Below are 24,263 nucleotides of genomic sequence, written 5' to 3' on the forward strand. Positions count from 1 at the left end.
GCGCCGGCCCGCATCCGGCTTTCACACACAGACTTTCCGGGGGAACACCATGAGCATCGCGAACCAGATCTCGCTCAGCCTCGATGTACTGATGCAGAACATCGCTCGTCTTCAAGAGCAGGCAGCGACGATGCCCACCACCGACGAGATCAAGACGACCGAAGGCTCCACCAAGGAGATCGCGCAAGCAGACTACGTCGCTGCTCTGAGGAGCTACGCTGAGCAGATCGGGCAGAAGACCGAGCTCGTCCAGCTGTACGTGAGGCAGAACGCGGAGGCTCTTCAGAAGGCTTCTGAGGCGTTGCTGGAAACGGACGGCAACACGTCGCTGGAAGCGCGCCAGGCAGCTGCGTACCTCAACGCGGCGACCGCGCCGGAGTCGGCAGATGTACCGGGAGATGCCTCGGCGAAGAAGTCGGCGCGGACCTGGTGAGTACGCACTCCATCGTTGGTAGTGGCTGGCGCCCGCTTGTCGTCGTGGTAACCACAGCGATCCTCGCCGGCATCGGCTGGGCGCCTGCCTCCGCCGCGACCGATAACGGGCAATGGTGGTATGACGTCTACAAGGTGGCAGACGCACACGCAGAGGGTTGGACCGGCAAGGGTGTGAAGATCGCCGTCGTCGACAGTCAGATCAACCCAGAGCTTCCCGATTTCGCGGGCGCGGACCTGACCGTCGCTCCAGGTGCAGCGTGCGAGGGCGCCGAGCCGTCAACGACCGAAGCGAACGCAGAGTCTGAGCACGGTTCGACGGTAACGGCGATGTTGATCGGCAACGGCACGGGTGTTGCCGGAACGAAGGGCATCGTGCCAGACGCATCCGTGACGTTCTACGGCGTGGGAGCGCTGGAGGACTGCACCCCGACGGCGGAGGTCGAGCAGTCGCGGCACACGCCCCTCGGGTGGATGCTGCAGCGCGCACTAGACGACGGCGCCGACATCGTCATGACGACCGTCGTCATCGGTCAAGCACAACCGGCCGATCGGACCACGATCGCGGAGGCGATCGCGCGCAAGGTCCCCTTGATCGCCGGTAACCCGAATGACGGTTTCAAGCAGGGCCTCCTGCCCGCCCGCTTCGTTGGCGTAGTCGCTGTCAGCGCCGTCGATCAAAACCTCGAGCTGCCGATCGCGGCGCTCGGAGTTCCCAACGTGATCTCTGAGACGACGGTGGTTGCACCCGGCGTTGCGATCTCGACGCTCGGTGACAACAACTCCTGGGATACCCCAGGACTCGGAACAGGGACCTCCTTCGCAACCCCGCAGGTTGCCGGCATTCTGGCAGCCGCGATGCAGAAGTTCCCGAACGCCACCGGGAATCAGCTGCTCCAATCGCTCGTACACAACACGGGTAGCGAGGATCATCCTCTGGTGTACGACCCGAGCGACGGTTTCGGTTACGGTGCTGCATCCCTCACTCGTGTTCTGGCGGCCGACCCCACGCAGTACCCGGACACGAACCCCCTTCTCGGTAAGGGCCTCGAACAACCCTCTGCGGAGGAGATCGCTACGGCCGAGCAAGCGCTCGCGTCCGCCGAACCCACGGCTCCCGCTGAGGACCCGCAATCGGGCGCGCAATCGATCCTTCCGCTTCTTGTCGGAGTGGCCATCGGAGTCGTGGTGCTCATCCTGGTCGCCGTCGTGGTGACCGTCGTCATCGTTCGTCGAAACAACCGCACCCAGCGAAAGGGGCAATCATGAGCGAATGGGAGACACGCCTCCAGAATCTCGCCAACGCGCCGGAGTGGACGCTTCCGAACCTCCCGAAGGTCGCTGAGGCGCTGGAGGCGTTGACGACGCTGCTCAACCGCGTCGCCAGCGACACTGGCCTCACCGGTCAGACCGACCGTGATGCCATCGCTCAGATGGAGGCGGCGAAGGAAGACATCGGCGACCTGATCGGTGTCGTGAAGACCACGCTTCCAGCTGCCATCAAGATAGCGAACACGCGTCGCGAGGAAGCCCAGCGCGCTCTCGCGTCGTTGGACTCAGGATCGCTGAGCGCAGAAGACCAGCAGACCATCCGCAACGTCGCTGTGGGCACGACGATCTTCTTCCCGGGTTTCTCCATCATCGCGGGTGAGGGGGCGATCGCCGCAGCCAACTGGTTCCTCGGATCTCAGCGCGAAGCGCAGGCGAGGGCGGCGGTCGAGTCTGTGAGCACCGCTCTCAACAACGATCAGCAGGCTTTCCCAGAGCTTCCGCCGATGGCGAATGTATACGGCAGCATCCCAGACATCCCGCCCCACTTGCAGAACACCAACATCGACCCGGGCGGTCCCCAGACTCCGAGCTTCCAGAAGTACCCGGACTACAACACGCCGATCGGAGTCCCGCCGGGACAGGGCGGTGTGATCATGCCCGGTCCCGAGGGGGCGGGCCCGCGGTTCGTGCCTGATGATCCCAACGCGAGCGGTCCTGGGGGCACGGCGCGGCCGCCGATCTACAACGCGCTGCCGGCTCCGGGTGTCATCGTGCATCCGGACGGTCCGGTGGGAAACGGAATCGGCACCTACCCCGGTGGGGGTCAAGCACCGTGGGCGCCTGTTGGTCCTGGAGGGTCGGGCGGCCTGGGGTCCGGCGGAATGGGCTCCGGAGGCCTGTCTAGCGGCTTCGTGGCCGGCGCCGGCGGTGCCGCGGCCTTGGGCGGCCTCGGTAAGGCGGCCGCAGCCGGTGGGCTCGGGGGGCTTCGCGGAGCCGGTGGGCTCGGTGGGGCTGGCCTCGCGGCGCGTGGCGGTGCCGGTGGTCTTGGCGGTGGCCTCACGGCCAATGCAGGTGGCGGCGCCGGTGGCGGGCTGCTCGGTAAGGCCGGTGCCGGCGGTGCTGGTGTCGGCGCAGGGGCTGCGGGAGAAGCCGCGGGCGGTTCGCGCGGGGCCACAGGCATGATGGGCGGCGGCGGAGCCGGTGCCGGTGCCGGCGGCGGAGGTCGCAGCGACAAGAAGGGTCGCGGTCTCGGCGGTCCGATCGCGCCGTCGATCGAAGACGATGCAGAGTTCGGCCCTCGCTCCGAGGGCGCGGGCGCAGGGGGAAGGGACTGACACATGAGCGAGAAGATCTCCGCAGAAGAGGGAGCGCTGCTGCGCGGCGCCGAGGCGGTCTCAGCGACCTACCTCGACATCGCCGACAGCACCCGACACGTGATCGCCGAGCTCGACCAGATCCAGTCGATCTGGCAGGGTGAGGCCTCGCAGTCATACGCGCAGATGATGCAGACGTGGACGGCGGGCGCACAGAAGATCAACCAGACGCTGGTCCACCTGGAGGAGGCGCTGCGATCCACCGAGCGTGCGCAGAACGCTCTGGAGGAGCAGCACCAGTCCACCATCGGCGGCCTGGGCGCGATGATGGGAGGGGCGTGAAATGGGCGATCTGAGCATCACTCCGGCGGCACTGACCGCATCGGCCGGCGAGTTGCGGCGTGAATCGCAGCGCATCGAGGGTGCCCTCCGGGCGCTCGAACAGGAGGCGAACCGCCTTCGCGGCAACTGGGACGGAGCGGCCCGCGTGGCATACGACAACGCGCAGCGCGCGTGGTCGATGGAGTTCGAGCACATGAAGGCGGTGCTGGCGAACATCGCTTCGGCGACCGAGTCCATCGCCGAGGACTACGTCACGACCGACCGCAATGCGGCGAAGCTGTTCCAGCGCTGACGATCATGGCGAGCCCGCGAGACGCGGGTCGATCTCGGTCTCGGGGAGTGAACGCGCGCGTTCACTCCCCGATACCGCTTCCGGGGAGAAGACTTGCGAACTCGAACGCTTCGCGAGTACGTCACGACCGCGCTGCTTGTGGTCGCCGCGATGAGCACCACGGCTCCCGCGTCCGCTGCGGATGGCGGGCAGTGGTGGTATGAGGGTTACCACGTTCAGGATGCGCATGATGCTGGCTGGACCGGTAAGGGCGTGAAGATCGCGGTGGTGGACAGCCAGATCAATCCGGAGTTGCCGGATTTCGCGGGCGCTGACCTGACCGTCGCTCCTAGTGCGGCGTGTGAGGGCGTGGAGCCGCCGACGAAAGAGGCGAATGCTGAGTCGGAGCATGGGTCGACGGTGACGGCGATGCTGATCGGTAACGGCACTGGTGTGGCGGGAACGAAGGGTATCGCGCCTGAATCTTCTGTGACGTTCTACGGGGTGGGTGCTCTGGCGGATTGCACGCCGACGCCCGAGGTTGAGGCTTCCGGGCACTCGCCGTTGATGTGGATGATCCAGCGCGCCCTCGACGACGGCGCCGACGTCATCATGACGGCGGTCGTTGTCGGCGAGACCACGAGTGCAGATAACGAGACCGTGGCCGAGGCGGTGGCCCGCAAGGTTCCGCTCGTGGCGGGTAACCCTAACGACGGATTCAATCAGGGCATTCTTCCGGCAGCGTTCAACGGCGTGATCGCGGTGAGCGCTATCGATCGCAACTCCAGCCTCCCTGCGGGGGGCCTGGGGGTGGAGAACCGAATTCCTGGAACGACGGTTGTCGCACCGGGTGTAGACATATCCACGATCGGTGACAACGCAGGTTCATGGGACGTGGCGGGGCGCGGGACGGGGACCTCGCTGGCGACACCTTTGGTCGCGGGCATCCTGGCCGTCGGGATGCAGAAGTACCCGGACGCCACGGGCAACCAGCTGATCCAGTCGCTCGTGCACAACACCGGGTCTGAAGATCACCCGCTCGAGTTCGACGCAAGCGATGGTTTTGGCTACGGGACCGCTTCTCTCACCCGCCTCCTCGCGGCGGACCCGTTGCAGTACCCGGACGAGAATCCTTTGCTGGACAAGCGTCTTCAACAGCCGTCGGCCCAGCAGATCGCCACCGCCGAACAGGAGCTTGCTGCGGCCCCGCCCGCGGGATCAACCGACAGATCGCTGTTGCCCCCAGTCGTCCTCGGGGTGGGTCTGGGCGTGGTGGTGCTCATCGTGGTGAGTGTGGTCGTGACGGTGGTTCTCGTGCGGCGGAGTCGTCGGCGGGTGGGGGCGTGATGGCGTCTTCCCCGAAGCGTTGGATGTGTGCTGGTGCGGTGGTCGCGGTGGGGCTTCTGGGTGTGCTGCTGGGTGCGACTCCTGCATCCGCTGCGGATGACGGGCAGTGGTGGTACGACGTTTATGACGTGGCAGACGCACACGAAGAGGGTTGGACGGGCGAGGGTGTGAAGATCGCCGTCGTCGACAGTCAGATCAACCCAGAGCTTCGCGATTTCGCGGGCGCGGACCTGACCGTCGCCCCGGGCGCAGCGTGCGAGGGCGTCGAGCCGTCAACGGCGGAAGCGAACGCAGAGTCTGAGCACGGTTCGACGGTGACGGCGATGCTCATCGGCAACGGCACCGGCGTCGCGCAGACAAAAGGGATCGTGCCGGATGCGTCGGTGACGTTCTACGGAGTGGGAGCGCTCGGGGACTGCACTCCGACGTCGGAGGTGGAGGCTTCGGGGCACACTCCGCTGGGCTGGATGCTCCAGCGAGCCCTGGACGACGGGGCTGACATCGTCATGACGGCGATCGTCCAAGGGCAGGCCACGACACCGGATCTGATGACGGTGGCACAGGCGGTTGCGAGCAGGACTCCACTCATCGCCGGAAACCCTAACGACGGCTTCAAACAGGGCGGCCTTCCCGCCGGGTTGAGCGGGGTGGTCGGTGTCAGTGCCGTCGACCGTGACGGCAATCTTCCTATCGCCGCGCTTGGTGTCGAGAACGCCATCCTCGACACGACTGTCGTCGCGCCGGGAGTGGGGATCTCCACTCTCGGTGACAGCAACTCGTGGGATGTGCCGGGCCTGGGAACCGGAACTTCGCTCGCCACTCCGCAGGTTGCCGGAATACTCGCCGCGGCGATGCAGAAGTACCCGGATGCGACGGGAAATCAGCTCATTCAGGCCCTCGTGAACAACACGGGCAGCGGAGACCAGCCGGTCAGCTACGACGGGACCGACGGATACGGATACGGCGCCGCATCGCTGACACGCGTTCTCGCTGCCGACCCTTCGCAGTATCCCGACACGAATCCGCTCCTGGACAAGGTGCTGCAACTCCCTTCGGTTGAACAGATCGCCGAAGCTGAGCAGGCCCTCGCAGCTGCGGACTCCGGCGGTCAGCCCCCCAGCACCGATGCCGGTGGCTTCGCGTCGTTCCTCTCTGTCAACATCGGGATCGGGGTGGGAGTGTTCGCACTGATCGTGGTGGGTGTGGTCGTGACGGTGGTTCTGGTGCGGCGGAGCAACCGGTCGCGGCAGGCGAACCCTTAGCGGCTCCCCGCGGAGCGGGCCGCATCCGGGTCAGGGCTGGGCGAGACCCCGTGCGCCGTCCAACTCCTGGCGGAAGGCGGCGAGGCCGGCAGCGGGAAGCTCGAAGCCGACGCTCGAGCCCGCGTTCACGACGAGTCCTTCGCTCGCGGGCATGCGACGGATGAGGTCGGCCCCGGTGAACGTCACCATCCAGGGCGCGAGGGCGTCGAGCTCGCTCGCGAGGTCGGGGTCGGTGAACACGGCCAGCACGCGCTCGGAGGCGCCCGGATAGTACACCGGCTGGAAGCCGCGGAAGTCGTCACCGGGGTCGCCGCCGCTGGGCACGTAGACGGTCGAGGCGGCGAACGTCCACAGCACGGTCTGCATCGTCAGGCGCTGCTCGCGCGCCTGCAGGATCGCCAGATCGACGACGGTCGGTTCAGTCATTGCCCACCTCGTTCGGGAAGCGCTCGCGCGCCTCCTCGTCTGTCATCGGACGCAGTCCTCGACTGTTGTCGAACCACCACGTGTGGCACACCTCGCAACGATAGAGCAGGTCGACCGGCGAGGTCGACGTCACGAAGCGCGGCTGCCCACCGCTGTACGCACCCTCGCGGCACACGGGGCATCCGAGCTCCGTCGCGGCGCTCAATACCGTCTCACGAGCACCCACGCTCCATTCTCCAGCTTCGTCAGCACAGCATTGCTGCGCATCGCGTCGCCGCCGCCGATGAGCGTCTCACGCGTGGAGTTCACCAGGTACGCCCCCGTGCCCGTGTTGACGGCAGTGTGGCCGTAGGTGGTGCTCGTGTTCGTGGGGTCGGGATAGAAGTGCTCCCACCCGCCCGAATCCGCCACCGTCGGGCGGCGCAGCTCGCTGGGGTCGACCGGGAAGTGCACGGCGTAGATGTCGCCGCCGTTGAGGTACGCGTCCTGCGCCATCGGCGCCATGCCGGTCTCGCGCGCCGCCTGCGCCGGCGTGTGGATCTTGGCCGCATCCTCCGTCGGCATCGCCCACACATCCGAACCCGACCGGCCGAGCGTCGCTGCCGAGTGGTCGTAGTGCTGCACGACCTTGTCGCTGAAGATCGACGTGTGATACCCCTCGTCGATCATGCTCTTCAGGTCGGCGGGGGAGAGCGGTTCGCCGACGCGGGCATGGATGGTGGGGCCGTCCGGTACGCGCACCGACGGCCCCGAAGCGCCGCCCTTCAGCACGCTGCTGAACAGGTCGCCGGCACGCTGCAGCAGACCCTTGAGGTCGTCGAGGAGCTTGCCCAGGTTCTTGCACGAGCGCAGCACCTTCGTGACCGTCTCGCCGACGGTCGTGGCGAGCTGGCTGACGCGGGTGGTGACCTGGCCGATCACGACGGGTGTCGCGAGCCCCACGGTCACCACGAGTTCGGCGACCCACGAGATGATCGCCCCTGCCAGCTGCGACAGGACATCGCGCACGAGATCGTGCGCGACCTGCACGATCGTCGACGCCATCTGCAGACCCGTCGACATCGCCCCGGCCCAGGATGCGGCGCCGGACAGATGCTTGGCCGCATCCTGCTGGAAGCGGCGGTAGGCCTCCATCGCCTCGCCCGCCATCTCGTCGACCTGGCCGACCACGTGGGCGAGCTCCTGCGCCGACGTCTCGAGCTGGGTCTGGATGTTCGACCAGGTCTGCGCGAACGCGGCGACCTCGCCCGCGTTGCCCGCGAAGTCGTTGAGCCAACCCTTCAGCGGTTCGAGGTGGTCGATAATCCAGCCAAGACCCGCCCCGATCAGCGACCCCAGTGGATCGATCGCTGTCGCGGCGACATCGATCGCGAAGCCGACGCCCGCGAGTCCCCCTCGACCCAGGAGCCGGAGTCCACCGCGGCGACCAGCTGGCTGCCCGAATCGAGCAGCCCCGCGCCGCTGAACGGCGTCGCCGTGTCGATGGGCGCCGCCACCAGCACGTTCGCGGTGCTCATCCGAGTCCCTGACCGAGCGTGTGGATGCCCTGCACCACGTCATCCTCGAACGAGGCCATGTCGCTGCCGACACCGCGCAACTCCGTCGCCGACCGGCGCAGCATCTGCTCGGCCGAGCCGATGGCCTGCTGCGCCATCGCCGCCGCGATCTGGGCAGGCGGAACGAGGAACGAGCACAGCACCCCGAAGGCGCCGCCGCCCATGTTCGTGGAGCCCGCCGCATCCCGTGCGACCGAGACGTCGGACGCCACGAGCTCGACTCGCGACGCCTGCGCGGCGATCAGGTCGCCGTCGAGTGCGATGCGATCGGCCATCACGACCACCGCACATCCGTGCCGCCGCCCTGCGGCAGGGCGTCTGCGATCTCGGCACGCAGCCGTTCGGTGGCGCCGGCCTGCTCGCCGAACAGCTCCGCAGCAATGCGCACCGCCTGCTCGCCCGCCTGGCGCTGTGCGGCGCGGGCAGTGTCGACGAGCAACCGGGACAGGGCCTGCGGGGAGAGCTCCATCGCCGCATCCGACAGGTCCGCATCGAGCAAGCGGCCCGAGGCGTCGACCGTCACGCGAAGCTCACGCCGGGGCGAGCTGGCCGTGGCGCGCACATCTGCGACGTCGCGCTGGAACTGCTGACCGCGCTTCGCCTGCTCCTGGGCGGCCGCGATCTGCTGCTCGACACGGGCGATCGACGCGTCCGCATCCCGCATGAAATCGTCGCTCACCTTTGGCACGTTACGCCTCTCGGCGAGGGCCTCCCTGCGAAAGGGCGCTACCTGTGGAGAACCGAACGGAGCGGGGTCCGAGCCCCAGCGCGGCGGCCTCGGCGAGCTGCGCCATCGTGTCGACATCGCGGCGCAGCGACGAGTGCTCCGGCACGTCCAGCCGCACGCATCCGAGCGCCAGATGGCGGGCCATGGAATCCGCGCCGAACGCGCTTTCCCACGCCACCCCCGCCCGTGCGGTGACGAGGGTCGAGCCGGTTCCCTCGGCGTCGGGGACCACGGCGCGGTCGACGGATGCGGCCGCATCCAGCGCCCTGCGCAGGTCGGTGGGGCGGAGTGCCGGCAGGTCTCCGAGAAGCGCCGCACGGGGAACGTCGGCGGCGGGCATGCCGAGCGTGATCGCCGCGTTCAGGCCGCGCGGCTCCTCTTCGGTCACCACCGTCACGCCGCCGATCGCCGCCGCATCCGCTGCCGTCTGCGCATCCGCCGTCACGACGACCACCCGCGTCACCGAGGCCGCGGCGGCCACGGTGTCGAGTCCGATCGCCCGCACCAGCTCTGCGCTCGCTCCCAGCCTCGACTTGCCGGACGCCGCCGCCTTCAGCGGGACGACGACCGTCCAGTCGAGGTTCACGCGAAGCGTGCGCGCAGGCGCGGCAGGATCTCCTCGCCGTAGGTGCGCAGGAACTGTTCCTGGTCCTCGCCCGGATCGTGGAAGACCAGGTGCCGGAAGCCGAGGTCGACGTAACGGGCGATCTGTTCGACGTGCTCGTCGGGATCGGTCGAGACGATGAAGCGGGATGCGGCGCGCTCGATCGGAAGCTCGGCCGCCCGCCGCTGCATCTCGATCGGGTCGTGGATGCCCATCTTCTCCTCGGCGCTGAGCGCGAGCGGAGCCCAGAAACGCGTCTTCTCGAGCGCGGTCTCGCGGTCGGCGGCGTAAGACACCTTGACCTCGATCAGGGTGTCGACATCGTCGCTCGAGCGCCCCGCCTTCTCGATGCCCTCGGCGAGAGCGGGAAGAAGTGTGTCGGTGTAGAGTTTCGGATCCTTGCCGCTGGTCGTGATGAAGCCGTCGGCGATGCGCCCGGCCAGACGCGTGGCCGCGGGCCCCGCCGCACCGATGTAGATCGGCACGGGCGTCGTCGGGCGGTCGTAGACCGTGGCGTCGCTCACGCTCCAGAAGGTGCCCTCGTAGGTCACGCGCTCACCCGCCCACAGCTTCTCGATGAGCGTGATGGCCTCCTTGAGACGCTGGAAACGCTCGGGCGGGTCGGGCCAGTCGAGGCCGAGGGTCACCTCGTTGAGCGCCTCACCCGTGCCGACGCCCAGGATCACCCGACCGGGGAACATCACTCCGAGCGTCGCGAACGCCTGCGCCACAACGGCCGGATGGTAGCGGAAGGTGGGCGTGAGCACACTCGTTCCCAGCAGCACCCGCGAGGTGCGCGCCCCCACGGCGCCGAGCCACGGGAGCGCCGCCGGGGCGTGGCCGCCCTCGTGCATCCACGGCTGGAAGTGGTCGGAGATGAAGACCGAGTCGAACCCGACCTCCTCCGCCAACACGGCGAAGTCGGCGAGTCGATCGGGGGAGAACTGCTCGGCTGAGGCCTTGTAGCCCAGACGCAGGGGAACGGTCATGACTCTCCTCTCGCCCGCGACGCGTCGCGGTGCAGCGGGGCCGGGAGGAACTCCGACCCGTCGGTGGAACCCAGCATGGCGCGGAACGCGTCGACGGTGTCCGGCCACAGCAGAGTGAGCCTGCCCGACCGTGCGTCGACGTACCAGTTGTCGCAACCCCCGGTGAGCCAGGGGCGGGATGCGGCCGCCGCATCGATGCGGGCGGTGTAGGCCATCTCCGCATCCGGGCGGAGACGCAGAACATCGTCGCCCGCGCGGTCGAGACAGCGTGCCACGTACTCCGCCTGCGCCTCCAGCATCAGCAGCGACGAGTTGTGCCCGAGCGACGCGTTGGGGCCGTTGAGCACGAACAGGTTCGGGAAGCCCGCGACGACCGTGGAGGCGTAGGAGGTCATCCCCTCGTTCCAGTGCTCGGCGAGCGTCGTGCCCTGCTCACCCGTCACGAGCTGCGCGTAGGGCTGCTCGGACGCGGCGAAGCCGGTCGCCAGCACGAGCATGTCGGCCAGGTAGCGGGCGCCGGATGCAGCGACCAGCTCGCCGCCGTCCACGCGCGCGAGCGCCGTCGGCTCGAATGCGACCGCATCCGACGCGACGGCCGGGTAGAACTCGTCCGACAGCAGCACGCGCTTGCAGCCGAACGCGTAGTCCGGGGTCAGCGCGCGGCGAAGCTCCGGATCCGCCACCTGGGCTTCCAGATGGGCGAGCGCGACCGCGCGGGCGGCGCGGGCCGCATCCGCATCTCCGGAGCGCGAGGCGAAGCGTTCCTCGCCCTCGCGGTAGAGCTCGTCGCGCAGTTGCGCCAGTTCGTCCGGATGCTGGGCGAAACGGCGCCGGTCGGTGGCCGTGTAGTCCATGTCGCCGCGCGGCACGATCCAGGCGGGCGTGCGCTGGAACAGCACGACCTCGGCGCCCTGCGCGACGAGCGCGGGAACCAGCTGCACGGCGGAGGCGCCCGTGCCGACCACGGCGATGCGCCGCCCGGCGAGCGGGACGGTGTGGTCCCAGCGCGCGGAGTGGAACAGCGGGCCCTCGAAGCTCTCGAGCCCGGGGATGTCGGGGATCGACGGCTCCGTCAGTCGCCCGCACGCCAGCACGAGGCGGCGGGCGCGCACATCCTCGCCGCGTCCGGTCTCGACGGCCCAGCCGCCGCCGTCCCACGCTGCCGACTGCAGCGGCGTGTCCAGCAACAGGCGCTCGCCGAGATGCTCGGCCTCCGCGATGTGCTGCAGGTAGCGGTGGATCTCGTCGCCGCGGGCGAAGAGTCCCGACCAGTCGGGCCACGGGTGGTTCTCGAGGCCGTACAAGTGAGAGGGCACGTCGCACGCGACGCCGGGATACGTGTTGTCGCGCCAGGTGCCGCCGACCGAGCTGCCCCGATCGAGCACGGCGAACGACTCGCGACCGGACCGCCGCAGCGCCGACGCCATCGCGAGCCCGCCGAAGCCCGCGCCGACGATCGCGACGTCGACCTCGCGCGTCATCGCACCGCCGCCTTGCGCTCATCGGAAGGTTCGCCGTAGACCGTGGTGCGCTGGCGCAGCGGGCGGAAGAGCCGTCGAGCGATCCGCGCCGCATCCGTCAGCGGAAGCTCGTTGCCCGCCTCGATGCCCGCTTCGGGGCGCACGCGACCGTCGAGCAGCGTGCCGCCGAGGTCGTCGCCGCCCGCCTGCAGCAGCACGGTGCTCGTCTCGAGGCCGTGCCGCGTCCACGGGATCTGGATGTGAGGGATGCTGCCCGACAGGAACAGGCGCGCGACCGCCGCCATCGCGCGGTGCTCGGCGAGCGCGGATCGACCGGCGACCAGGCCGACCCCACCCGCTGGGCCGGGGAGGGGGATCGGCACGAACTCCGTGAACCCGCGTGTCTCGGACTGGATCCGGCGGAGGGTGCCGAGGTGCGCGATGCGTTCCGCAGCGGTCTCGACGTGGCCGTAGAACAGCACGCTCGTCGAACGGAATCCGGCGCGGTGGGCGGCCCTGATGGTCTCGATCCAGCGGTCGATCTCGACGTCGCCGGGGGCGATGAGGCCGCGCACTCGCTCCGAGAGCACCTTGACCCCGGTGCCGGGAACGGTGTCGACGCCCGCATCCCGCATCGCGGCGAGAGCCTCGTCGAGCGTGAGGCCGTTGCGGGTGGCGAGGTCCAGCACGTCCTGCGGACGGTAGGCGTGCAGGTGGATGTCGGGAGCGGCCGTGTGCGCCGCGCGGACGATGTCGAGGTAAGCCGTCGCCGCTTCATCCGGCTCGATCAGGCCCTGGATGCAGAGCTCTGTCGCGCCGAGGTCCCACGCATCCGTGGCGATCGCCGCCGCATCCGCGAGGTCGAACTGGTCGGGCGTCTGTGCGCCCGCGGCGCGGAAGCCGGTGGAGGTGAGGTTGCGGTTGACCGCGATCGTGATCGCTTCGCCGACCGTGTAGCGGCGCACGTCGTCGGCGATACGTGCGAGGTCATCCAGCTCGCCGCCCGTCGCCTCGAGCAGCCGCTGCCACTCCGCGTCGTCGAGCGCGAGCGGGTCGGCTGCCGCCCGCTCGGCCAGCTCCCGCACCGCGCCCGTGCCCGTGCTCGCGCCGTCCGTCGCCCCGTACTCAAGGGACCCGTTCTGCGGCGCGGGGGCGCTCGGCGTCGCGTTTCGCGTCCCTTGAACACGGGATGCGGCGCCCATTCCCTGTTCGAGGGACTCTTCTTGCGGCCCTGAGCCCGCCGGGGCCGCGATTCGGGTCCCTTGAACAGGGAGTGCGGCGCGGGCGAGGTGTGTCGCGGGGTCGGCGAGGGCAGCGACCGGCGCGTGCAGCGCGGGGTCGAGCCACGTCTCGGGGTCGGCGAGGTACTCGGGGTGAGCGGTCAGGCGCTCGCGCAACACGTAGCCGAGGGATGCGGTCGCGGCCGCCAGATCGTCGACGTGCGGCCACGGGCGCTCGGGGTTCACGTGGTCCGCGGTCAGCGGCGACACCCCGCCCCAGTCGTCGATCCCTGCGCCGACGAGCAGCGCGAACTCGGTCGGGTCGGACAGGTTCGGCGGCACCTGGATCCGCATCCGCGCGCCCATCACGAGCCGCGCGGCGGCGACGACCGTCGCGTACTCCAGCAGGTCCGCATCCGGGGCGTCCTGCATCGCGGTGCGCGGCTTCGCCCGGAAATTCTGCACGATCACTTCCTGGATGTGGCCGTGCCGCTCTTCGGCATCGCGCAGCGCGATGAGAGACTCCGCCCGGTCGAGCGGAGTCTCGCCGATGCCGACCAGGATGCCGGTCGTGAACGGGATGCGGGCGGCTCCCGCATCCTCGATCACCTGCAACCGGAGCGCGGGATCCTTGTCGGGGGAGCCGAAGTGCGGCTGGCCCGGCGTCTCGAAGAGGGCGCGCGAGGTCGTCTCGAGCATCATGCCCATCGAGGGCGCCACCGGGCGGAGCTCCTCGAGCTCGTGCGCGTGCATGACGCCCGGGTTCAGATGCGCGAGCAGCCCGGTCTCGGCCGTGACGAGGCGGGCGATCGCGGCCACGTAGTCGAGTGTCGACGAGTATCCGTGCTCGTCGAGCCAGGCGCGCGCCTCCGGCCAGCGATCCTCGGGGCGGTCGCCGAGGGTCAACAGCACCTCTTTGCATCCGAGCGCCGCGCCCTGGCGCACGACCTGCAGCACCTGCTCCGGCGACATGTAGGCGGGCTTGTTCTTCTTCAGCAGCTGGCCCGGAGTGTCGACGAAGATGCAGTAATGGCACCGATCGCGGCACAGGGTCGTCAGCGGCACGAACACCTTGCGCGAGTAGGTGATGACGCCGGGGCGTCCCGCGAGAGCGAGGCCCTCGTCGCGCAGTGCGGATGCGGCGGCGAACAGGAGCTCGCGGTCGGCGCCGTCCGCGGTGACGAGGGCGAGCACCTCGTTCACGCTCAGTCGCGCGCCGGCTCGGGCGCGGTCGATCACGTGGGCGACGAGCACGGGAGCCGTCTCAGGCCCCACATCTGACCGGAGGTCGGTACGAGGCGTGGGCACCGCTACAGTCTTCCACCGCCGTGCGGGGTCGGGGTCGCATGAGGCCGGCGGATCGTTGTCCGTCTGTGAGCAAATTCGCTGCCGCCGGCTAGGCGTCGCTGGCAGACTTGGATCATGGTGACGCTCATGCTCGACTCGGGACACCTCGAGATCGTGCTGTCGGGCGCCGAGAAGGCGCTGGCATTCCGCAAGCGGAATGTGACGCTCGACCGCGCCGCGATCTCGCGGGTGCAGCTGACCGACGACCCGTGGACATGGCTGCGCGGTGTCCGTTCGCCCGGAACCTTCATTCCCGCGACCCTCGCGATCGGCACCTGGCGTTACGCCGGCGGCAAGGACTTCGCCGTCATCCGCAAGAATCGCCCCGGTGTGGTCATCGACCTCGAGGGCGACACCGAGTTCCAGCGGCTGGTGCTCGGCACCCGGCACGGCGAGGCCCTCGTGCGCGCGCTCCGCGTCGACGCGGGCGACGACCCGACCGACGTCGTCGAGCTCGCCTCCAGCTGAGCACGCGGCTCGGCAGTCTCCGCGGGAGCCCCCGCAGCCGCCGAGCGAGCATCCGTGCGCCCAACGAGCACTCAATGGGGTGCTCACTCGATGAACGAATGCTCACTCGGCGAGGTCAGGGCGGGCGGGTGCGGGACCGCCCGCAGGCGCGGGTCAGCCGACGTCGCGGCGCCAGCTCGAGAGGTAGCCGAGCACGGTGAACAACAGGCCGTAGGCGAGCAGCACGAGGCCGCCGACCCACCACTCGAGCGGCTGGCCCGCATCCCCTCCCGCGCTGACCGAGAACAGGCTCGCGCCGACGAGGGTGTCGCTCGCGGCGCCTGGCAGGAACCGGGCGACGTCGCTCAGCCCCGAGACGAAGGAGCCGCCGAAGCGCAGCAGGGGCTCGACGAACTGCGTGAACGCGAGCACGATCACGATCGCCGCGACCTGATTGCGCACCACGAGACCCACGCCGATGCCCACCACGACCCACAGCACGAACGCGATCACGATGCGTCCCAACATCGCCCACGTGTCGGAGGAATCGAGGCCCGTGTGTTGCCCGAACCCGGCCAGGATGCCGGCGGCGGGGCCGACGGTGACGATCAGCGCCAGGGCGGCGTAGACCAGGCCCATCACGGCGCCGGCCAGGACCTTCGCGGTGAGCACCCGCCCGCGCTTCGGAGTGGTGAGGAACGTCGGGGTGAGCGTGTTGTGGCGGAACTCGCCGGTGACCAGGAGTGTGCCGATCAGCAGCGGGAACACATAACCGACGGATGCGGCGAGGCTGTAGATCAGGGCGCTGACATCGCCCGGCACTCCCGTTGCCGTGAGGCCGCCGCCGCTCGAGGGCAGCGCGCCGCTCGCGGCCAGCGCGAACACCACGGTCAAGCCCGCCGCGGTGAATCCGACGTATCCGGCGAGGACGATGCCGAGGATCCACCAGATCGAGGTGGTGAACTGCTTGGTCAGCTCGGAGCGGGTGACGTTCACGAGGCTCATGCGCGGCCCCCTTCCTCGTGGTCGTCGGCTTCGGGATGCGGCTCGGCCTCATCCATCGGCTCGGTGATCTGGATGGCCTCGGTCGGGGCGGGATCCGCGTCCGATGCCCCGCCTTCCACCGGCTCGACGTCGGATGCGGGAGCTTGTGCGCTCTCGACGGCGGGCGGGAGGCCATCGGCGGCAGCCCCCTGCTGCTTGCTCAGCGCCGCGGGTTCGTCGACCGGCGCAGTCCGATCCGCGGGGACGGTCTCGGAGGCAGCGGCGGCATCCTCGCGAGCGGCCTCGGCGGCACCCTCGGGGACGGGCGTGTCCAGCGGCACCTCCACATCCGGCGCCTCGGCGATCTCCGACGTCTCCGGGGCGGGGTCGTTCTCCGGCGCGAGCGGGGCCTCTTCGTCGACCGCGGGGATGGCCGAGACCTCGCTCACCGGCGGGTGCACCCGCGTGCCGTCGACGAGGGCGAGGAAGATCTCCTCGAGCTCGGGGCCGCGGCGCTGCAGGCCCGACAGGGCGATGCCGGATGCGGCCGCGAGCGCGCCGACCTCCACGGGCTCCGCTCCGCGTACCGTGAGTCCCGAACGCAGCACCTCGAACGAGTGTCCCGCCGCGGTGAGCGCGGCCTCGAGGGCGGCGCGATCGGGGGCATCGACGACCGTCGCGTACTCGTCGGGGTCGGCGAGGTCTTCGATGCCGCCGTCGAACACGAGTCGTCCGCGGGCGAGGATGAGCAGGCGATCCGCGGTCTGCTGGATCTCCATGAGCAGGTGCGAGGAGACGAGCACCGTGCGGCCTTCGTTGGCAAAGGCGCGCAGCAGCATCCGCATCCACTTGATGCCCTCGGGGTCGAGGCCGTTGGAGGGCTCGTCGAGCACCAGGATGCCCGGGTCGCCGAGCAGCGCCGTGGCGAGCCCCAGCCGCTGCCGCATGCCCAGGGAGTAGCCGCCGACCTTGCGGCCGGCCGCATCCGAGAGGCCGACGAGAGCGAGCGTCTCGTCGATGCGGCTGGTCGGCAGCCCCGCCGCCTGCGCGTAGACCTTGAGGTGGTTGGCGCCGCTGCGGCCGGGGTGGAAGCTCGAGGCTTCGAGCGCCGCGCCGACCGTGCGCAGCGGGTGACGCAGCTCGCTGTAGTGCGAGCCTCCGATCGTCGTTGTGCCGGAGGTGGGCCGAACCAGCCCCAGCAGCATGCGCAGCGAGGTGGTCTTGCCGGCGCCGTTCGGGCCGAGGAATCCGGTCACGAGGCCGGGCTCGATGCGCGCGCTCAATCGGGAGACGGCGTCGATCGCGCCGAATCTCTTGGTGACCTCGGAGAACTCCAGGATCTGGCCGTCGGGCATGGGAACCTCCGTCAAGGTCAGAACGTTTCTCCATTCTGGCGGAAATACGCGGAAAAACGGGGATCGACTCTCATTGATCCCTGTCAGGGCGCGCCGGCGGCGCTAACGTGGCGGGCATGAGCGGTGCGGATGCGACGGTGCTGGTGCGGTCGGATCAGGGGGTGGGGCGGTTGACGCTCAACCGTCCGCGCGCGCTCAACGCGGTCGACATCGGTATGGTGCGCCGGCTCGCCGGGGCCCTGGATGCGTGGGAGCACGACGCCGATGTCGAGGTCGTGCTGCTCGACGGTGCGGGCGATCGCGGCTTCTGCGCGGGCGGCGACGTACGTCTCTTGCGTGAGCAGGCGATGAGCTCCGACGCGGAGCGCACCGCCGACTTCTTCCTCGCGGAGTACGCGCTGAACGCCCGCCTCGCCGAGTATCCGAAGCCGGTCGTGACGATCGCCGACGGGATCACCATGGGCGGCGGCGTGGGGCTCGCCTCGCACGCCGGGCACCGCGTGGTCACCGAGCGTTCGCAGCTGGCGATGCCCGAGACTCGCATCGGCTTCACCCCCGACGTCGGCGGCACGTGGCTGCTCGCCCACGCGCCCGGGCGCATCGGCGAGTACCTCGCGCTCACCGGCGGCACGATGGATGCGGCCGACGCGATCTACGCCGGCTTCGCCGACCACCTCGTTCCCTCGGACCGCATCGACGCCTTCCGTGACGCACTCGAGACCCGCGCGGATCCGCAGGGGCCGGCCGAACTCGTGCTCCTGTTCGACGAGACGCCCGATACCTCGCGCCTCGAGACGGCGAGAGCGTGGATCGACGACGCGTTCGCCGCCGATTCGGTCAGCGAGATCCTCGCGCGGCTGCGCGCGCATCCCGAGCCGGATGCGGCCGCCGCCGCCGAACTGATCGCCGCGCTCTCGCCCACCGCGCTGACCGTGACGCTCGAGGCCGTGCGTCGCGCGCGGCGCAGGCGGTCGCTGCGCGAGGTGCTGGAGCAGGAGTACGGGCTCGTGATGTGGTTCGCCCTCACCCAGCCCGACCTCGTCGAGGGCATCCGCGCGCAGCTCGTGGACAAGGACCGGTCCCCGCGCTGGCATCCCGCCGCGCTCGACGAGCTCGACCCCGCGATCGTCGACCAGGCCTTCGCCTTCCGACCTCCGCGGGCGCTCTGGGGTTGATCATGACTGCGGGGGAGAAGCGGAAGCGTCGGGCCTACTCGATCGGCGTCGCGCTCGACGGCTTCTTCTTCGTCTTCGCCGGCCTCGCCTCCATCTGGCTCGCGTATCTCAGTTTCACCGAGACCTTCCGCGTCGGATGGTGGGGCATTCCGCTCGCCATCGCGTTCTGGGTGCTGCTGGCCTACCTGGTGCTGCCGCGGCTGCACCGCATCCTGACGATGATCTACGTGCCCGACTACTTCATCGGTCGCACGCGCACGAGCGACGGACTGCTCGGCGACCCGGTGAACCTCGCGTTCATGGGCAGTGACGAGCAGATCGAGGAGGTGCTGCGCCGCGCCGGCTGGACGAAGGCCGATCCGGTGACCCTCGCCTCGTCCTGGCGCATCATCACGTCGACGCTGACCAGACGCAGCTACGACGAGGCCCCCGTCAGTCCGCTGTTCCTGTTCTCCAGGCAGCAGGACTTCGCCTACCAGCAGGAGGTGGACGGCAACCCCGCGCAGCGGCACCACGTGCGCTTCTGGCGCTGCCCGGACGACTGGCTGCTGCCGGGCGGACGCCGCGTGGACTGGCTCGCCGCCGGCACCTTCGACACCGCCGTCGGACTGTCGCTGTTCACACTGCAGGTGACGCATCGGATCGATGCCGACACCGACATCGAGCGCGACCACATCGTGCAGACGGTGACCGCGGCGGAGCCTCGGGTGAGCGTCGACGTGATCGCTGACTTCTCCACCGGCTATCACGCCCGCAACGGCGGCGGCGACAGCATCCGCACCGACGGCGATCTGCCGATCGTGGACGTACGGGGGGTGACGGCGTGAGCGAGAAGCTTCCCCGCAAACGCGCAGCGTTCGAGTCGCCGGTGCGTCTCGCGCGCCCGCTGGCATACGACCCGCACATGCCGCGGCCCGCGGCGACCGTCGCCGGCGGGCTCCTGGTGCTGCTGCGCGTGCTCGCGGGCGTGTTCTGGCTGCTGTCGATCAGCCTCGAGTGGCGTCACATCGTGCACGACGCGTCGCTCGTGATCGACGGCGTGCCCCTGAGTGAAGAGGAGCGGGCCCTCGGACTCGGGTTCGTGTGGGCCGTCGGCGGCGGCGTCCTGCTCTTCGACACCGTCATGGCGATCTTCGTCCTGCGCGGGGGAAACCGCTCGCGGGTCACCGTGCTCGTCCTCTCCGTGCTGTCGATCAGCTTCGCCTTCTCCACCTGGTGGGTGCAGGGGCAGGACATCCGCATCAGCGGCACCCTGTTGAACCTCGGCCTCGACATCCTCGTGTTGCTCGCGCTGTCCAGCCGCAAGGCGGCGGCATACGCGCGGCGCAACGAACGCCGCTGAGCTCACGGCGCCCGAACAGCCGCGGGCCGGTAGCCTGGACGCTGCCGTGCGGCAGGTGAAAGCGAGGCGGCGTGTTCGACAGTCCCCTCTCCGCATCCGCGTACGACATCCTCCAGGTCGCGGCCGATGCCGATGACGAGACGCTGCGCCGTGCCTTCCGGGTGCGGTTGCGCGAGACGCACCCCGACACCGGCGGCGACGCCGTGCGCTTCGTCGAGGTGCAGCGCGCGTGGGAGCTCGTGGGCACGCCCGAGGCGAGAGCGGCCTACGATCGCGGCCGGGGTGCGGTGAGCGCCGCGCCCGAGGCGGAGGGCGCGTGGACCCCGCCGCGCGCGCGGCAGGACACGCGTCCGCGCGCCCGATCGGCCGGCCAGCCGGGTGGCTGGCGGCGCGAGCGCTACCTGACCCTCATCCGCGAGTGGGTGGGGCGCGGCGCGGAGGTGCCCGATCCCTACGACGCGCAGCTGGTGCGCTCGGCGCCGCGCGAGATCCGGCGCCTTCTGGCCGACGCGCTCGCCGAGGAGGCGACCGCCCGCATCGTCGCCGACCTCGGCATGGGCTACAGCGTCTGGCACGACGTCGCCGCATCCGGCCGCAGCGGCGATCTCGACGAGAAGCTCGACCACATCGTGCTCGGCCCGAGCGGTCTGTACGGCGTGCTCTCGGAGGACTTCGGCGGCCCGGTCGGCTTCCGCCGCGGCGAGATCATCGGCCCCGCGGTCGTCGGCGCTCCCGTCAGCGATCTGCTGTCGCGGATGCGGGTCGTCGCCCGTGCCGCGCGGGTGCGCTTCAGCGGCGCCATCGTCGTGCTGCCCGACAACGACCTCGCCCAGCAGATCACCGAGCTCGGCACCGTGCGCGGCACGCCCGTCGTCGTCGCAGGTCGCTCGGCGCTGGCCACCGTGCTGCGTCGCGGCGTAACGGGCGCGCGCGACATCGGCGGCAACGAGGTCTTCGACGTGCGCACGCGCCTCGACGCCACCGTGCGCTTCGTCTGAGCGCACGGCTCGCACCGGATGCGGCGAACAGCCCGCCGCTAGCGTGGAGGTATGGACCCGATCGCCGCGACCTTCCTCATCCTGGGGCTGGCGGTGCTCGCGTTCCTCTCGGGTCGAGTGCCGCTGGAGGTCGTGGCGATCGGCGTCGCCCTCGCCCTGTGGGCGACAGGCGTGCTCACTCTCCCCGAAGCGCTCGCCGGGTTCGGCGACCCTACGGTGCTGTTCATCGCCAGCCTGTTCGTCGTGGCCAGCGCGCTCGAACGAAGCGGCATCACCCGCTGGCTCGGGGGCCTGATCGTCGCGCACGCCGGCCATCGCCGAGGCCCGGTCATCGCCGCACTCGGTGCGCTCGTGGCGGTGCTGACCGCCTTCCTCAGCATCAACGGCGCGGTGGCCGCCCTCGTGCCGGTGGCCGCCGTCATCGCGCGACGCGCCCGCATCCCCGCGTCGAAGGTCATGATCCCGCTGGCGTTCCTCGCGTCGGCTGCCTCGTTGCTCACGCTTACGGGCACACCGGTGAACGTCGTCGTCTCCGAGCTCGCCGAGGCAGAGACCGGCCGAGGGTTCGGCTTCGCCGAGTTCGCGCTCGTCGGGCTCCCCCTGCTGGGCGGCGCCCTCGCCGTCATCATCCTGTTCGGGGACCGTCTGCTGCCCTCCCGACCCGACGCCCTCGCGGAGCCCGCACCCGGGCCGCGTGAGGCGGAGACACTGTCGCTGGTTCCCGAGACCGTGCGCACGGGCGCCGTGCGGACCGTGCGCACGGCGATGCGGCGCGGAGCCCGGCGCACGCTCGTCATCACCGGCGTCATGGTCGTGCTGCTCGCGACGGGGATCGCGCCGCCGGCGGTGGCGGGCCTGGTGGCGGCCGGGGCCCTCGTCCTCACCCGCGTCGTCACGCTGCCGGCCCTGTATCAGGACATCTCGTGGACGACGCTCGTGCTCATCGCCGGCATGATCCCGCTCTCGGCCGCCTTCCTGCAGACGGGCGCGGCGGAGGTCGTGGCCGACGGTGTTCTCCGCGTCGTGGGCTCGGCCGATCCGCACCTCGCGCTGCTCGCGGTCTGCGTCGTGACGGTTGTGCTCGGTCAGTTCATCTCGAACGTCGCGACGGTGCTGATCGTCGCGCCCGTCGCCACGGCGATCGCGGTGAACCTCGGGGTCAGCCCCATCACCTTCCTCATGGCGCTGACCGTCGCCGGCGCAGCCTCCTTCCTGACGCCCGTCGCGACCCCGGCGAACCTCATGGTGCTGAGCCCGGGCGGATACCGCTTCGGCGACTACTGGCGCCTCGGACTCCCGCTCGCCCTTCTCTTCCTCGCCGCGGCCGTGTTCTACGTGCCGCTCATCTGGCGTTTCTGAGCCGACGCCCATCGGCCTCTGTCAGGCTGATGCGGTGATCACCGATGCCGCGCGCGCGTTCCTGTCCGAGTACCACCTCGCCACGCTGTCCACGCTGGGCCGGCACAACCGCATCCACTCGGTGCCGGTCGGCATCACGTACGAGGACGGCGTCGTGCGGGTGATCGGTTCGCGCGGCAGCCAGAAGTTCCTCAACGCCGAGCGCGCGGGCCGTGCGAGCGTCAACACCGTCGACGGTCCGCGCTGGCTCAGCTTCGAGGGGGCGGCGCGCGTCGTCGAGGATGCGGATGCGGTCGCCCACGCCGTCGAGCTCTACACCCGGCGCTACCGCGAGCCGCGTCCGAACCCGGACCGGGTCGTGCTGGAGATCACGGTCGAGCGCGTGCTCGGCTCTCCCGACTTCCGCGCCTGACCGGCGTCGACGGGATCGCTCAGACCAGGCCGAACAGCTCGAGCGGGTGCGTCAGACGCCACCAGGGGCTGGGGCCGTCCACCTCGCCGTCGAGCACGACGTCCACGGTCGACGCGTTCTTCGGGCCGGTCGCGATGAGAGAGCCGACGACCTCGCCCTGCTCACGCGCGTCGCCGAGGTCGAACGAGGTCGCCACCGACGCCGCGGAGCCGTTCCAGAGCACCACATCGGCATCGGCCGCGGTCACGATCGGAACGGTCGTGCCCCACCGCGTCTCCACCCGTCCGACCGTCGTGCCGGCCGCAACCGAGGGCCCCGGCTGCAGCTCCTGCTCGACCTGGGCGAACAGGGCGCGCGTGACCGCATCCCGCGTCTCGACGTCGGGCTGTCCGAGCGTCGCGGCGTAGATGCGCACGGTGGTGTCGCCGATCGTGACGTCCTTCGCGGCGAGCAGGTTGTAGGAGTCGAGGGTGCCCGTCTTGAGGCCGACGACGCCGGGGTCCGCGAGCAGGTTGTTCGTGTTCTCGACGAGACCCGCGCCCGGAAGCTCGACGGAGGGCGTGCGCACGATCTCGGCGATGACCGGGTCTGCCAACGCGCGCTTGGCGACCTCCAGGAGCGCCTCGGGGGTCGCCGTGTTCTCGGCCTCGATGCCGGCGGGGCCGGCGATCGTGATGCCCGCCAGGCCGTGGGCGGCGAGCCAGTCGTTGGCCGCCCGCGCATAGACGGCGTTGTTGGGCCAGATGGTGTCGGCGAGACGGTCGGCGTAGTTGTTCGCGGAGCCCATGAGCATGCCCTGCAGCATCTGGTACTCGCTGAGCGTTCCCCCGACAGGAACATCCAGCGCCGATTCGCCGTTGCGGCGGTACGACCAGTATTCGCGCTCGTCCGCGGCGCTGAAGGCGAACTCCCTGCCTTGCTCGCCTGCCGCAAGGGGCATCTGGTCGAGGACGACCATCGCCGTCACGACCTTGGTGATGCTCGCGATCGACCGGGCATCGGCGCTGGACGCGATGGCCGAGCCCACGCCGTCGACCACGACGGCGGCGCTGCCCTCGCCCGGCCAGGCTCCGATGGCCGCTGCCGCGGGGGTGGGCTCGACGACGGACGCCTGCACGGTGGGGGCGATCGCATGCAGCGGCCAGAGGAGCGTGGTGCCGCAGTACGCCGCGATCACGGCGACGATCAGCCCGATCGGAACGAGCACCCCGGGACGCCACGGGGTGCGGCGCGGGGCGCGGGCGAGCAGGTCTGCGGCGACGGGGGTGAACGATGCGGCGCCCGCGGCCTCGAGCTGCGGAACCGCCCGGGACGCGTGGGTGACGGTGGTCTCATCGACCCAGCTCAGGGCCGTGGTCACCGGCGGCACCACGACCGGCACCGACGCGGTCGCATCCTGCGCGGGAGAGAAGGTGTGCTCCGATGTGTCGTCGAAGCTCGCGGCCGCGATCATCGCCGGAGTGGATGCCGCATCCGCCGGCACGCGCGGCACGTCGATCTGGAGGTCGTCGGGCGGCAGCGGCGCCTCGTCGACGGTCGGCTCGGCGCGTCCGCCGTGGCGCAGCGAACGCCGAGTGGGCGGGGTCGGGCCAGTCACGGTCACTCGCCTACGGTAGCGCGAGC

26 protein-coding genes are annotated in these 24,263 nt (G+C 70.1%); 14 read left to right on the plus strand and 12 right to left on the minus strand.

All coding sequences use genetic code 11. From position 1 onward, the window contains the following. The first annotated feature begins 49 nt into the window (after window positions 1-49). The 7 genes from AC1VNH_RS12645 (at window position 50) to AC1VNH_RS12675 (ending at window position 6,239) form a co-directional block, all read left to right on the plus strand. Window positions 50-433 (plus strand): hypothetical protein, encoded by a 384-nt coding sequence (locus AC1VNH_RS12645; RefSeq protein ID WP_483111747.1) that lies wholly within the window; start codon window positions 50-52, stop codon window positions 431-433. Then, window positions 430-1,701 (plus strand): S8 family peptidase, encoded by a 1,272-nt coding sequence (locus tag AC1VNH_RS12650; protein WP_483111748.1) that lies wholly within the window; start codon window positions 430-432, stop codon window positions 1,699-1,701. The genes AC1VNH_RS12645 and AC1VNH_RS12650 overlap by 4 nt, the downstream gene beginning before the upstream one ends. Continuing rightward, window positions 1,698-3,038, plus strand: coding sequence for a hypothetical protein (locus AC1VNH_RS12655; RefSeq protein ID WP_483111749.1), 1,341 nt, complete (start codon window positions 1,698-1,700; stop codon window positions 3,036-3,038). Before AC1VNH_RS12650 ends, AC1VNH_RS12655 begins: the two co-directional genes overlap by 4 nt. A 3-nt stretch (window positions 3,039-3,041) precedes the next feature. Continuing rightward, the gene (locus AC1VNH_RS12660; protein ID WP_483111750.1) at window positions 3,042-3,359 is read left to right on the plus strand and encodes a WXG100 family type VII secretion target; all 318 of its coding nucleotides are present in this window, start codon (window positions 3,042-3,044) and stop codon (window positions 3,357-3,359) included. Between the two features lies 1 nt (window position 3,360). After that, window positions 3,361-3,651: a WXG100 family type VII secretion target gene (locus AC1VNH_RS12665; RefSeq protein ID WP_344230990.1), complete on the plus strand. Its 291-nt coding sequence runs from the start codon at window positions 3,361-3,363 to the stop codon at window positions 3,649-3,651. A gap of 150 nt (window positions 3,652-3,801) precedes the next feature. After that, window positions 3,802-4,977 carry a S8 family peptidase gene (locus AC1VNH_RS12670; RefSeq protein ID WP_483111751.1) on the plus strand — a complete coding sequence of 392 codons (1,176 nt, stop codon included), beginning with the start codon at window positions 3,802-3,804 and terminating at the stop codon, window positions 4,975-4,977. Window positions 4,978-5,024: 47 nt separating this feature from the next. Continuing rightward, window positions 5,025-6,239 carry a S8 family peptidase gene (locus AC1VNH_RS12675; protein ID WP_483111752.1) on the plus strand — a complete coding sequence of 405 codons (1,215 nt, stop codon included), beginning with the start codon at window positions 5,025-5,027 and terminating at the stop codon, window positions 6,237-6,239. Window positions 6,240-6,269: 30 nt separating this feature from the next. On the opposite strand, the gene AC1VNH_RS12680 is transcribed toward AC1VNH_RS12675, so the two are convergent. From AC1VNH_RS12680 to cofG, 9 genes are read right to left on the minus strand one after another with little or no spacing between them, the layout of a single operon-like run. Beyond that, a complete protein-coding gene (locus AC1VNH_RS12680) occupies window positions 6,270-6,665 on the minus strand; it encodes an SseB family protein (RefSeq protein WP_483111753.1) in 396 nt (131 codons plus the stop codon). Further along, window positions 6,658-6,891 carry a hypothetical protein gene (locus AC1VNH_RS12685; protein WP_137418815.1) on the minus strand — a complete coding sequence of 78 codons (234 nt, stop codon included), beginning with the start codon at window positions 6,889-6,891 and terminating at the stop codon, window positions 6,658-6,660. Before AC1VNH_RS12685 ends, AC1VNH_RS12680 begins: the two co-directional genes overlap by 8 nt. Continuing rightward, window positions 6,867-8,225, minus strand: coding sequence for a hypothetical protein (locus AC1VNH_RS12690; protein ID WP_483111754.1), 1,359 nt, complete (start codon window positions 8,223-8,225; stop codon window positions 6,867-6,869). Before AC1VNH_RS12690 ends, AC1VNH_RS12685 begins: the two co-directional genes overlap by 25 nt. Further along, the gene (locus AC1VNH_RS12695) at window positions 8,179-8,496 is read right to left on the minus strand and encodes a hypothetical protein (protein ID WP_483111755.1); all 318 of its coding nucleotides are present in this window, start codon (window positions 8,494-8,496) and stop codon (window positions 8,179-8,181) included. The genes AC1VNH_RS12690 and AC1VNH_RS12695 overlap by 47 nt, the downstream gene beginning before the upstream one ends. Then, the gene (locus tag AC1VNH_RS12700) at window positions 8,496-8,900 is read right to left on the minus strand and encodes a YbaB/EbfC family nucleoid-associated protein (protein WP_483111757.1); all 405 of its coding nucleotides are present in this window, start codon (window positions 8,898-8,900) and stop codon (window positions 8,496-8,498) included. The genes AC1VNH_RS12695 and AC1VNH_RS12700 overlap by 1 nt, the downstream gene beginning before the upstream one ends. Window positions 8,901-8,910: 10 nt before the next feature. Further along, the gene (cofC, locus tag AC1VNH_RS12705) at window positions 8,911-9,534 is read right to left on the minus strand and encodes a 2-phospho-L-lactate guanylyltransferase (protein ID WP_483111759.1); all 624 of its coding nucleotides are present in this window, start codon (window positions 9,532-9,534) and stop codon (window positions 8,911-8,913) included. Then, window positions 9,531-10,541 carry a glucose-6-phosphate dehydrogenase (coenzyme-F420) gene (gene fgd / locus AC1VNH_RS12710; protein WP_344230979.1) on the minus strand — a complete coding sequence of 337 codons (1,011 nt, stop codon included), beginning with the start codon at window positions 10,539-10,541 and terminating at the stop codon, window positions 9,531-9,533. The genes cofC and fgd overlap by 4 nt, the downstream gene beginning before the upstream one ends. After that, window positions 10,538-12,022, minus strand: a complete 1,485-nt coding sequence (locus AC1VNH_RS12715) for a flavin-containing monooxygenase (RefSeq protein WP_483111761.1) — start codon at window positions 12,020-12,022, stop codon at window positions 10,538-10,540. Before AC1VNH_RS12715 ends, fgd begins: the two co-directional genes overlap by 4 nt. Continuing rightward, the gene (gene cofG / locus AC1VNH_RS12720; protein WP_483111763.1) at window positions 12,019-14,529 is read right to left on the minus strand and encodes a 7,8-didemethyl-8-hydroxy-5-deazariboflavin synthase CofG; all 2,511 of its coding nucleotides are present in this window, start codon (window positions 14,527-14,529) and stop codon (window positions 12,019-12,021) included. The genes AC1VNH_RS12715 and cofG overlap by 4 nt, the downstream gene beginning before the upstream one ends. Window positions 14,530-14,643: 114 nt before the next feature. Between cofG and AC1VNH_RS12725 the strand changes: the two genes are divergently transcribed. Continuing rightward, complete coding sequence (locus tag AC1VNH_RS12725) at window positions 14,644-15,036, plus strand: hypothetical protein (RefSeq protein ID WP_234073793.1); 393 nt, start codon at window positions 14,644-14,646, stop codon at window positions 15,034-15,036. A gap of 153 nt (window positions 15,037-15,189) precedes the next feature. On the opposite strand, the gene AC1VNH_RS12730 is transcribed toward AC1VNH_RS12725, so the two are convergent. After that, window positions 15,190-16,020 (minus strand): ABC transporter permease, encoded by an 831-nt coding sequence (locus tag AC1VNH_RS12730; protein ID WP_483111765.1) that lies wholly within the window; start codon window positions 16,018-16,020, stop codon window positions 15,190-15,192. Beyond that, a complete protein-coding gene (locus AC1VNH_RS12735; protein ID WP_483111767.1) occupies window positions 16,017-17,354 on the minus strand; it encodes an ABC transporter ATP-binding protein in 1,338 nt (445 codons plus the stop codon). The genes AC1VNH_RS12730 and AC1VNH_RS12735 overlap by 4 nt, the downstream gene beginning before the upstream one ends. A 116-nt stretch (window positions 17,355-17,470) precedes the next feature. On the opposite strand from AC1VNH_RS12735, the gene AC1VNH_RS12740 reads away from it, so the two are divergent. The 6 genes from AC1VNH_RS12740 (at window position 17,471) to AC1VNH_RS12765 (ending at window position 22,640) form a co-directional block, all read left to right on the plus strand. Then, window positions 17,471-18,529: an enoyl-CoA hydratase/isomerase family protein gene (locus AC1VNH_RS12740; RefSeq protein WP_483111769.1), complete on the plus strand. Its 1,059-nt coding sequence runs from the start codon at window positions 17,471-17,473 to the stop codon at window positions 18,527-18,529. Between the two features lie 2 nt (window positions 18,530-18,531). Next, window positions 18,532-19,356: an LssY C-terminal domain-containing protein gene (locus tag AC1VNH_RS12745; RefSeq protein WP_483111771.1), complete on the plus strand. Its 825-nt coding sequence runs from the start codon at window positions 18,532-18,534 to the stop codon at window positions 19,354-19,356. Then, on the plus strand, window positions 19,353-19,871 hold the full coding sequence (locus AC1VNH_RS12750; protein ID WP_483111772.1) for a hypothetical protein: 519 nt from the start codon (window positions 19,353-19,355) through the stop codon (window positions 19,869-19,871). Before AC1VNH_RS12745 ends, AC1VNH_RS12750 begins: the two co-directional genes overlap by 4 nt. Before the next feature lie 71 nt (window positions 19,872-19,942). Then, on the plus strand, window positions 19,943-20,869 hold the full coding sequence (locus tag AC1VNH_RS12755) for a J domain-containing protein (RefSeq protein ID WP_137418828.1): 927 nt from the start codon (window positions 19,943-19,945) through the stop codon (window positions 20,867-20,869). Between the two features lie 51 nt (window positions 20,870-20,920). Continuing rightward, window positions 20,921-22,228, plus strand: a complete 1,308-nt coding sequence (locus tag AC1VNH_RS12760; RefSeq protein WP_483111773.1) for an SLC13 family permease — start codon at window positions 20,921-20,923, stop codon at window positions 22,226-22,228. A 34-nt stretch (window positions 22,229-22,262) separates the two neighbouring features. Then, entirely contained in the window at window positions 22,263-22,640 is a 378-nt protein-coding gene (locus AC1VNH_RS12765; RefSeq protein ID WP_483111775.1) for a TIGR03618 family F420-dependent PPOX class oxidoreductase, read from the plus strand. A gap of 19 nt (window positions 22,641-22,659) precedes the next feature. On the opposite strand, the gene AC1VNH_RS12770 is transcribed toward AC1VNH_RS12765, so the two are convergent. Further along, entirely contained in the window at window positions 22,660-24,243 is a 1,584-nt protein-coding gene (locus AC1VNH_RS12770) for a D-alanyl-D-alanine carboxypeptidase family protein (protein ID WP_483111776.1), read from the minus strand. Between the last annotated feature and the right edge of the window lie 20 nt (window positions 24,244-24,263).

The organism is Microbacterium sp. KU4F, from assembly GCF_056868075.1.